This window comes from Stenotrophomonas pictorum JCM 9942 (genome assembly GCF_001310775.1).
GTDB lineage: Bacteria > Pseudomonadota > Gammaproteobacteria > Xanthomonadales > Xanthomonadaceae > Stenotrophomonas > Stenotrophomonas pictorum.
The window spans coordinates 1-6,551 of record NZ_BAZI01000157.1 but is presented as its reverse complement, the minus strand read 5'-3'; the positions used below and the strand labels follow the sequence as shown (position 1 = coordinate 6,551).

The 6,551-nt window shown below is 66.6% G+C and carries 6 protein-coding genes and 1 pseudogene; all 7 read right to left on the bottom strand.

The annotated features are described in order from the left end of the window. Nucleotides 1–26 precede the first annotated feature (26 nt). The gene (locus tag JCM9942_RS09335; protein WP_172675085.1) at nucleotides 27–665 is read right to left on the bottom strand and encodes a FliH/SctL family protein; all 639 of its coding nucleotides are present in this window, start codon (nucleotides 663–665) and stop codon (nucleotides 27–29) included. Further along, nucleotides 662–1,646 (bottom strand): annotated as a pseudogene (fliG, locus tag JCM9942_RS18310) (flagellar motor switch protein FliG). Before fliG ends, JCM9942_RS09335 begins: the two are co-directional and overlap by 4 nt. Before the next feature lie 10 nt (nucleotides 1,647–1,656). Next, complete coding sequence (fliF, locus tag JCM9942_RS09325) at nucleotides 1,657–3,300, bottom strand: flagellar basal-body MS-ring/collar protein FliF (RefSeq protein WP_054659229.1); 1,644 nt, start codon at nucleotides 3,298–3,300, stop codon at nucleotides 1,657–1,659. 12 nt (nucleotides 3,301–3,312) lie between these two features. Next, complete coding sequence (gene fliE / locus JCM9942_RS09320) at nucleotides 3,313–3,669, bottom strand: flagellar hook-basal body complex protein FliE (RefSeq protein WP_054659227.1); 357 nt, start codon at nucleotides 3,667–3,669, stop codon at nucleotides 3,313–3,315. A 204-nt stretch (nucleotides 3,670–3,873) separates the two neighbouring features. Next, the gene (locus tag JCM9942_RS09315; protein WP_054659225.1) at nucleotides 3,874–5,346 is read right to left on the bottom strand and encodes a sigma-54 dependent transcriptional regulator; all 1,473 of its coding nucleotides are present in this window, start codon (nucleotides 5,344–5,346) and stop codon (nucleotides 3,874–3,876) included. Next, the gene (locus JCM9942_RS09310; protein ID WP_054659223.1) at nucleotides 5,339–5,722 is read right to left on the bottom strand and encodes a response regulator; all 384 of its coding nucleotides are present in this window, start codon (nucleotides 5,720–5,722) and stop codon (nucleotides 5,339–5,341) included. Before JCM9942_RS09310 ends, JCM9942_RS09315 begins: the two co-directional genes overlap by 8 nt. A gap of 15 nt (nucleotides 5,723–5,737) precedes the next feature. Beyond that, a partial coding sequence (gene rpoN / locus JCM9942_RS09305) for an RNA polymerase factor sigma-54 (protein ID WP_157722847.1) occupies nucleotides 5,738–6,551 on the bottom strand: 814 nt, incomplete at its 5' end.

Genomic DNA, 6,551 nt, shown 5'->3' with positions numbered 1-6,551 from the left:
CCACTCGGGCGGGGAGGGCGCGGCGCTCATTGGCCGGCTCCGGCGCGGCGCATGACGGTACCCAGTACCGAGCGCAGACGCGCATCGAGGGTGCCATCGATACGGACCGCTTCGGCATGCACGCGCAGATCGCCACGGCTCAGGCCCAGGTCCGGCACGAGCCGTTGCCCCTCCGGCAGCGACAGCAGCGGTGCCAGCGCGGCGATATCGTCCGGATGCAGGCGCACCTCGACATCGCGGTGGTTGCTGCCGACGGTGCTCAAGGCTTCGTGCACCAGCGCCGAAAGCAGTGATGGATCGGTTTCATATGCGCGGCCGACCAGGTTGCCGGCGATGCGGACCGAAAGGTCGCCCAGTGCGCCGACCACTTCATCCTCCAGACGCGACAGCGGCCGGGTGAAGTTGTCGAGGATGCCTTCGATCTGCGCGATCAGCCGGCGCACCTCGGCCTGGCCTTGTGCGTAGCCTTCGGCGTGACCTTCCTCGCGGCCGTCGCGACGCGCCGCATCCTGGATCGCCTCGATCTCCTCCAGTGTCGGCAGGTGCAGCGCCGGCGGCGCCGGCTCCTCGGGCAGCGGCTGCTCCGGAAACTCCTCGGACACGGTTTCGATGACGGCCGGAGCGGCCATCAGGTCCGGTGCATGCCAGCGGACGGCCGGACTCACAGCATCGCCTCGGCGCTGCCGCCCAGGGTGACCGTGCCTCATCGGCCATGCGTTTGACGATAGCCAGGATCTCGCGTTGCGCCGTCTCCACATCCGACAGACGCACCGGACCGCGGGCCTCCATGTCTTCGAGCAGGATCTCGGCGGCACGCTGGGACATGTTGCGGGTGATCTTGTCGCGCACCTTGATGTCGGCGCCACGCAGGGCCAGACCCAGGCGCTCGCCGCTGACTTCGCGCAGTACCAGCTGCATTTCACGGTCGTCCAGGTCCACCAGATCGTCGAACACGAACATCAGGTCCTGGATGCGGCCGCCGAGCGGGGCATCGATGCGGCCGATCTCGGTGAGGATGACCTGGTCCTGGCCACCGTCCATGAAGTTCAGGATGTTGGCTGCGCACTGCACGCCGCCGATGTTGGAGGACTTCAGGTTCTGGTTGCCGGCGAACTGGCGCTCCATGATCTCGTTCAACTCGTTCAGCGCGTTCGGCGGGATGCCATCGAGCGTGGCGATACGCAGCAGCACGTCGACCCGGGTGCGTTCGGGCAGCAGCTTGAGCGCCTCGGCGGCCTGGTCGGTTTCCAGGTGCGCCATGACGATGGCGATGATCTGCGGATGCTCGTTGCGTACCAGGTCGGCCACCGCGCGCGGATCCATCCACTTGAGCGCGTCCAGACCGGTGGTGTTGCGACCCAGCAGGATGCGGTCGATCAGGTTGCCGGCCTTCTCGGTACCCAGCGCCTGCACCAGCATGTTGCGGATGTAGTCGTCCGAGCCGACCGACAGCGAGGTCTTGTTGCCCAGCGCGGCGCCGAACTCGTCCATCACCTGCTGCACCTGCTCGCGGGTGACATCGTTGAGCGTGGCCATGGCGATGCCGATCTTCTGCACCTCCTTGGGCTCCATGTGCTTGAGCACCTCGCGGCATCCTGCTCGCCCAGTGAGAGCAGCAGCACGGCGGCGCGTTGCACGCCGGTCATCGGAATAACGTCAGTCATTGGCAACCCAACCCTTCACCACCTGCGCCACGCGCTTGGAATCGGCCTGTACCGCTTCGCGCGCCATCCGCAGGCGTTCTTCGTAGGCATCCACCGGCAATGCCAGCGGCGAGGGGGCATCCAGCTGCACACGGTCGGCAGCCAGTGCCGGCATCTCGGAATCGTCGTCCAGGATCTGCACATCGGCGCTGAGCGGATCGTCCTCGGCACCCGGCAAGGCCTTGGGCGGGCTGGACATCTGTCGCATGGCCGGGCGCAGCACACCAAACAGCAGGGCCAGCACCACGATCGCCCCCAGCACCAGACGCAGTGCATCGCGGACCTGCGGTTTCTCCCACCACTTCGGCGTTTCGACCGGCACCGGTTCACGCACGAACGGAGCGTTCATGACCGACACGGTATCGCCGCGCTCGGCGTTGAAACCGACCGCCTGCTTGACCAGCGCTTCCACGCGGGTGAGTTCGGCGGCGCTGAGCGGCTGATCGCTGAGCTTGCCGTTGGCACCGGCGCGCGGCACGTGATCGACCAGCACCGCCACCGACACGCGGTTGACGCGACCGGCCGGCTGGCGGGTGTGCTGCAGGGTGCGGTCCAGCTCGTAATTGCGGGTCGCGCTCTTGCTGCTTTCCGTAGCCGTGGCCGCGGTCGCCGCCGGGGCATCCGGACCGGGCGGGGTGTTGCTGGCGGCGCCGGGAATCCCCTGCGGGCCAGCACCGGCATTGGTGTTTTCGCTGATCTGCTCGCTGCGGACCTTCTGCGGCTCGGCGTTGTACAGCTCACGGGCCTCTTCGATGACCGAAAAATCCATGTCCACGCTAACCTCCGGATTCACCCGGCCGGCTCCGGTCATCGGCTCGAGCAGTTCGCGGATGCGCTGGTTGAACGAGGTTTCCAGGCGGCGCACCTGGTCGAACTGGGCGGCATTGAGCGCCGCGTCGCTGTTGGGGTCGGCGATGGTGAGCATGCGCCCGCTCTGGTCGACCACGGTCACCCGCTCCGGAGCAAGGTCCGGAATGCTGGAGGCCACCATGTGCACGATCGCATCGACCTGGTTGCGTTCCAGTTGCTGGCCGCCGCGCAGCTCCAGTACCACCGAGGCGCTGGCCACGTCACGCTGGCGGGTGAACGTGCTGGGCTTGGGAATGGCCAGATGCACGCGCGCATCGCGTACCGGACGCAGGGCGGTGATGGTACGCACCAGCTCGGTTTCCAGCGCATGCTGGTAACGGGCGTTCTCCACGAACTGGCTGACACCAAAGCCGGGATCGCGCTCCATCAGCTCAAAGCCCAGCCGGCCGCTTTCCGTCAGACCGGAACCGGCCAGCTTCAACCGCGCGTCATGCACGTTTTTTTCCGGCACGCTGATGGCGCCGGTGGCGGCATTGAGCTCGAACGGAATCTGCGCAGCGCGCAGCAGGTCGGTGGCCTCTGCCGTCGCCTTCTGGTCCAGCCCGGTGTACAGCGGCATCATCTGCGGCTTCTGCGCCCAGAAGAACACAAACAGGCCCGCCGCCACGGCGATGGCGATCATTGCCATCAAGCCCAGCCGTCGGGTGATCTGCAGACTCTGCAGGCGGTCGAACCATGCGCCGGCTTTTTCCGGATTGAGAGCGTCTCTGGAGAGCGCGAGTGCCATGCGGATCTATCCTTACAGCGGCATGTTCATCACGTCCTGGTAAGCCTGGACGAGACGGTTGCGGACTTCCACGGTGGCGCGGAAGGCGATCTGGGACTGTTGCGAAGCGACCATCACCTGGGCCAGGTCGGCACCGGGCTCACCGCGCTCGAAGGCGGCGGCCAGGGCGCCGGATTTCTGCTGGGCATCATTCACGCCCTTGATCGCGCCTTGCAGGGTTTGGCTGAAGGAGGGCGCATTGATTGCATTGCCTTCGCCCAGTCCCTGGATGGCATTGCTGCGGGCGATGTCCCCGGTCGGTGCGGCTTGGCTGACCTGGGTCTGCAGGGTGCGGATCTGGGAAAGAACAGAGGTGATCGAGTGGGACATCAGGCGGGATTCCGGAACGGGGTTGCTGCCTGTTCAACTGCAAGTCGCGTGCCTAAATTCGCGGCCCGGGGAATGGCTGCGGTGACGGGATGGGCCGTGCCGGGTGACGATTTCCCGTCGTCCGGTTTCTGGCGCTGCGCCAGGCCGGCGCTGGCCACAAAAAAACAAAGCGCCCCGGAGGCGCTGTGTTCTGTGGTGACGGGATCAACCAGGAGTCGCTTCGTTGGACTCGCGCTCGATGCCGTACTTGCGCAGCTTCTCCACCAGCGTGGTGCGGCGCAGACCCAGCAGCTGCGCGGCATGGGCGACGACACCGCTGGTGCGTTCCAGTGCCTCGTTGATCAGCGACAGTTCGATGGTGGCCATATGATCGCGCAGATCGATGCCAGTGTCGGGAAGGTGGGTTGCGGCGGGAATGCCGGCACCTGTTGCAGCCTCTGCCGCCGGTGTGGCTTCGGCTTGTGCGCCCAGTCCGATCAGCGGCCGCTCCTCGTCCAGCGCGGCCGCTGGTGCTGGCGGATGATCGCCACGGTAGCGGGCAGGCAGGTCCTGCACCCGCACCAGGCCACCGGGATGCAGCACCGCCAGCCGTTCAACCAGATTGGTCAGCTCGCGCACATTGCCCGGCCACGGGTGGCGGGCCAGGGCTTCCAGCGCTTCGACGGTGAAGCGGACTTCGCCGCGACCGGTGCGTGCCAGCTGGCCTGCGATGGTCTCCACCAGCGCCGGGATATCGGCGGTGCGTTCGCGCAGCGCCGGCACATCGATCGGGAACACGTTGAGGCGGTAGAACAGGTCCTCGCGGAACTTGCCGTCGGTGATGCGCGACTCCAGGTCGCGATGGGTCGCGGCGATCACACGCACGTTGCAGCGGATGGTCTGGTTGCCGCCGACGCGCTCGAAGCTGCGCTCCTGCAGCACGCGCAGCAGCTTGACCTGCATCGGCAAACTCATGTCGCCGATCTCATCCAGTAGCAATGTGCCGCCCTCGGCCATCTCGAAGCGGCCCTTGCGCGCGCTCAGGGCGCCGGTGAAGGCACCTTTCTCGTGGCCGAACAGTTCGCTTTCCAGCAGGTCCGGCGGAATCGCGCCACAGTTGATCGCCACGAACGGGCCATCCCGGCGCGGCGAGCGCTGGTGGATGGCGCGCGAGACCACTTCCTTGCCGGTGCCTGACTCGCCCAGCACCAGCACCGTGGTGTCGAACGCGGCAACCTGGTCGATCAGCTGGCGCAGTTCCACCACTGCCGGACTGCTGCCGGTGGGGCCGCTTTCCTGCGCGGCGCCTTGTTGATGCTCGGTATCGAGCCGCTTGAGGCTGGCGCGGCGCAACAGCGCTTCCATCTGTGCGTGGCGCAGCGGCTGCTCCAGCGGCCACACATTGGCCTCATGCAGGCCGTAGTGGCGGGCGAAGGCCAGCGGATCACCCTCGGCCAGCAGTACCGGGGGCGGCATCGAGGTCTGCGCCAGCCAGGCGAAGAATGGCGCGGCCCGGGTGCTGTCTTCCAGATGCCCGACCACGATCGCCATCCAGTCGTTTGCACGGTGGCGACGGGTGTCGATGTCGTCGGCCTCGGTCACCCAGCGCGGGGTGAAGTCCATGAACTCCAGCAGCGCCACGGTACGTTCGGCACGGACGCCGTCACCATCAATGACGAGGATGCGTGACTCACTCATTGCTGTCTTCCTGCCTGAGGCTTTCCAGGATCGGCATGACCTCCTGGATGTAGGAAAGCTTGCTGACGAAATTGTCGGCGCCCGCACGCAGGGCGTGCTCGCGGTGTTCGACATCGTCGAAATGGCTGGCAATGACGATGTACGGGGCATCGTCCTGGGTCTTGATCAGCCGGGTGGCCTGCAGGCCGCCCATTTCCGGCATCGCCAGATCCATCAGTACCACCTGCGGGCGCAGTGCCTCGGAGCGCTCGATCGCCTCCAGCCCGTTGGCGGCACTGCCGATGATCTGCACCCATTCCACTTTGCGGAAATGGCGCATCGCGGCGTTGATGAAGCCTTCATGGTCATCGACCAGCAGCACGGTGAGCTTGTTCATGGAGTTCCTTGGTTCTCAGCCCGCGCGGGCCAGTTGGGGCTTGGCGTTCTGCCGGCGACGTTCGCGGGCCGGAGCGATATCAAGCTGCTCGCGGTATTTTGCGACGGTTCGCCGCGCGATGTTCACCCCCTGGCGCGCCAGCAGCAGGGCGATGGCCTCATCGGCCAATGGCCGAGCGGGCGGTTCGGCGTCGATCAGGCGTTTGACCATGGCCTTGACCGCTTGGCCGGAGATGCTGGCGCCCTCCAGTCGCACCGCGAAGAAGTGCTTCAGTTCGAAGGTGCCGCGCGGGGTCTGCAGGTATTTTCCGGAGGTGATGCGCGAGACGGTGGACTCGTGCATGCCGATGGCGTCGGCCACTTCCTTCAGGGTCAACGGCGCCATGGCTTCTTCGCCGCGCATCAGGAAGGCGGCCTGGCGCTCGACCACCACCCGCGCGGTACGCAGCAGGGTGTCATAGCGCATGGACAGTCCGCGGGTCAGCCAGCGTGCCTCCTGCAGCTTTTCACGCATCGGCTGTGCAGCTTCGCCGGCACTGTCGATGACCGCCTGTTCGTAGGCCGGGTTGATGGCCAGGCGCGGTGCGGTGCCGTGGTTAAGCGCCACGCGCCACTGGGCGTCGGCGTGCCAGACCACCACGTCGGGAATGATCCGGGTGTCTTCCTGCGGCATCAGGCTGTCGCCGGGACGCGGCTGCAGCGACAACACCAGCCGGAATGCCTCCAGCACATCCTCCAGCTCGGCATCCAGCTCACGGGCGATCGCGGCGTAGTCGTGCGAGGCCAGCCGCGCCAGGTCGCCGGCCAGCAGGCGGGTGGCCAGATGGCGG

Excerpts from the sequence above, each read along its gene's own strand:
- fliF (WP_054659229.1), bottom strand. The coding sequence starts at position 3,300 with ATGGCACTCGCGCTCTCCAGAGACGCTCTCAATCCGGAAAAAGCCGGC.
- fliE (WP_054659227.1), bottom strand. The coding sequence starts at position 3,669 with ATGTCCCACTCGATCACCTCTGTTCTTTCCCAGATCCGCACCCTGCAG.
- JCM9942_RS09315 (WP_054659225.1), bottom strand. The coding sequence starts at position 5,346 with ATGAGTGAGTCACGCATCCTCGTCATTGATGGTGACGGCGTCCGTGCC.
- JCM9942_RS09310 (WP_054659223.1), bottom strand. The coding sequence starts at position 5,722 with ATGAACAAGCTCACCGTGCTGCTGGTCGATGACCATGAAGGCTTCATC.